Source organism: bacterium (assembly GCA_021158245.1).
In the GTDB taxonomy this organism is placed as follows: domain Bacteria; phylum Zhuqueibacterota; class QNDG01; order QNDG01; family QNDG01; genus QNDG01.
On record JAGGVB010000002.1, the window covers coordinates 1 to 3188 of the forward strand.

At 34.7% G+C, this 3188-nt stretch carries 2 protein-coding genes; both read left to right on the plus strand.

Going from position 1 to position 3188, the window contains the following annotated elements; genetic code table 11:
• Positions 1–223, plus strand: a 223-nt coding sequence (locus J7K93_00025; GenBank protein ID MCD6115375.1) for a site-specific DNA-methyltransferase, incomplete at its 5' end; no start/stop codon positions are given.
• Positions 224–345: 122 nt separating this feature from the next.
• Positions 346–3188 (plus strand): DEAD/DEAH box helicase family protein (locus J7K93_00030; protein MCD6115376.1); only part of this gene is annotated, 2843 nt, incomplete at its 3' end.

Sequence of the window (3188 nt, forward strand, 5' to 3'; positions counted from 1 at the left end):
GAAGATTAAGTTGGTAGGAAAAGCTGTTTATTCCATAGAAGGCGGAGCTATGCTTGTCTGTCTTGAAAAAGAGCTTACAAAAGAGGTTATAAAAGCGATGGCGGAAAAACAGCCAGGCAGAGTTATATGCTTGGACCGGGGCTTTGCTAACAATGACCAGCTTAAAACCAACGCTGTGCAGATTATGAAGTCAAAAGGCGTTGATGATTTTAGAACGGTGTAGAAAATATAACGGAGCGAAAATATGCCATATATTATTTATTTAGATGAAACCGGAGATCATTCATTAGAGTTCATTGATAAAGTCAAGAGCTAAAGTAAACACACATAAAGGGAGCTTAAGTTATGAAATTAAAATTTGACCCAAATTTACAATTTCAAATCGATGCGGTAAACGCAATGACCGAAGTGTTTAACGGCAAGCCTTTATCAGAAGGTGATCTTGAAATAGGTTTTAAAAGGCTGGACTGGATTTTCCAGACTGAATTAGGGATAGGGAATAACCTTATCTTAGATAAACCTGCTTTGCTAAAGAATATACATTTAATCCAGGAGCATAATGACATTGAAAAGGTCTCTTCCTTTCAAGGTAGGCATTTTTCAATAGAAATGGAGACGGGTACCGGTAAAACCTATGTATATCTTCGTACTATTTTTGAGCTCTATAAAAAATACGGTTTTAAAAAATTTGTCATTGTTGTTCCCAGTGTTGCGATTAGAGAAGGTGTCTTAAAAAACCTCGATATTACTAAAGAGCATTTTCTGCATCTTTATAATAACGTTTCGTATGATTATTTTGTCTACGATTCAAAAAAAATTAATCAAGTGCGTCAGTTTGCTGCCAGTAATCACATTCAGATAATGGTGATAAATATCGATGCATTCAGGAAAACTTTAAAAGATAAAGATGAGGAAAAAAAGAGTAATATTATCCACAGAGAAAGCGATAAATTGTCAGGTAGAAAACCTATTGAGTTTATCCGGGCAACGCACCCGATAGCCATTATAGATGAGCCTCAAAGTGTTGATAATACCCCAAAGGCAAAAGAGGCTATTGAAACCTTAAATCCGCTTTGCACTATGCGTTATTCTGCTACGCATAGAAATCCTTATAATCTGCTTTATAAACTTGATCCTATTAAGGCCTATAATATGCGTTTGGTAAAACGAATTGAGGTTGCATCTGTTTTGAGTGAAGAATATTTTAATGAACCTTTTATTCGATTTAGAGCTGTTGATAATCAAAACGGAATCAGGGCTAAATTGTCTATACATGTGGATTCGTCAAGCGGTCCGAAACTTAAAAATGTGACAGTTAGATCAGGAGATGATTTATTTATCAAATCAAATGAGCGGGAAAACTATCGAAACGGTTATGTTATCAACGAAATTAATGCCGAACCGGGTAATGAATATATTTCATTTACCAACGGTATGACCCTCAGTTTAGGACAAAGTCAGGGTGGTTTAACTGATGACATTATGAAAGTTCAGGTTAGAAATGCTATACAAGAGCATTTGGAGAAGGAACTAAAGGTTAAAGACAAAGGAATTAAAGTTCTTTCGTTATTTTTTGTTGATAGAGTGGCGAATTACCGCTCTTATGATGAGCAAGGCAATCCTGTAAAAGGGAAAATAGCTTTGTGGTTTGAGGAATATTTTAATGAGTTAATCCAAAAACCGCGTTATAAGGATTTGCTAAAATTCCCACTTGAAAAGCTTCACGATGGTTATTTTGCTGTAGATAAAAAAGGTATTTTAAAGGATACTTCAGGCAGCACTCTGGCAGATGAAGATGTTTACAATAAGATTATGAAAAATAAGGAACAGTTACTGTCTTTAAATGAGCCACTACGTTTTATTTTTAGTCATTCTGCTTTACGAGAAGGGTGGGACAACCCCAATGTGTTTCAGATATGTACACTCAATGAAACAAAGTCGGAAATGAAAAAGAGACAGGAAATCGGGCGAGGACTCAGGTTGCCGGTTAACCAGCAAGGAGAGCGGATATTTGATGAAACAATTAATCGTCTTACCGTTATTGCCAATGAAAGCTATGAGGATTTTGCCAAAAAACTTCAGACTGAGATAGAGGAAGATTTTAATGTCCACTTTGGGGCTGTGAGTAAAAATGCCTTTGCAAAAATTATACAAGTTATTAATAATCAAGAAACGACATTAGGAGACGAAAAATCGCAAAAGATTTGGGAAGAATTAAAACAGCAGGGACATATTGATGAGAATGGCCAAATCCAGCCTAAATTTAATCCTTCGGATAAATATTTTGAAGTTAAGCTTAGCCCAGAATTTCAAGATGTAAAACACCAGGTTATTGATATCGTTCAAAGCTATCTGTTTTCTGAACATGTTGTTAATAGGAATAATAGAAAAACTTTGAAAATAAATAAAATGATATATCTTGATGATGAGTTTAGGAAGCTTTGGGATAAAATTAAACCCAAAACAACATATTCAGTGGAATATGACACGGATGTTTTAATTGAAAAAGCTTCAAAAGCCATAAGAGAAATGGACCGGATAGAAAAGATAAAAATTATCTACAGAAAAGCGGAAGTGGACATTCAAGAAAAGGGCATTGGAACTAAAGAATTAAGAGTTCAGGAAACTGCATCTTCTTGTTACGAGGATGAAGTGAATTTACCGGATATTCTTGCATATTTACAGAAAGAAACCGAGTTAACCAGAAATACAATAGTGCGAATATTGATAAATTCCGGTAGAATCGAAGAATTTCCTTTAAACCCCCAGAAGTTTATGGATTCAGTTGCTCGATTAATAAAAAATGAGCTTCATAAATTAATTGTGGATGGCATTAAATATGAGAAGATAGTCGGACAGGAATATGAGATGAGGTTATTTGAGGAAACGGAAATTGTAAGCTATTTAAACAATCTAATTGAAGTTAAAAAATCAGTATATGACGCCATTGAATACGATTCTGAAATTGAAAAGCGATTTGCCGAAAGCCTGGATATGCGCGATGACATAAAATTATTCGTAAAGCTTCCTTCATGGTTTAAGATTGACACACCTATAGGAACATATAATCCTGATTGGGCTATAGTTAAGCACGAAGATGATACGCTTTATCTTGTAAGAGAAACGAAGGGTATTAAAGATTTTGAAAAATTAAGAAATATTGAAGCAGATAAAATTAGATGTGCTAA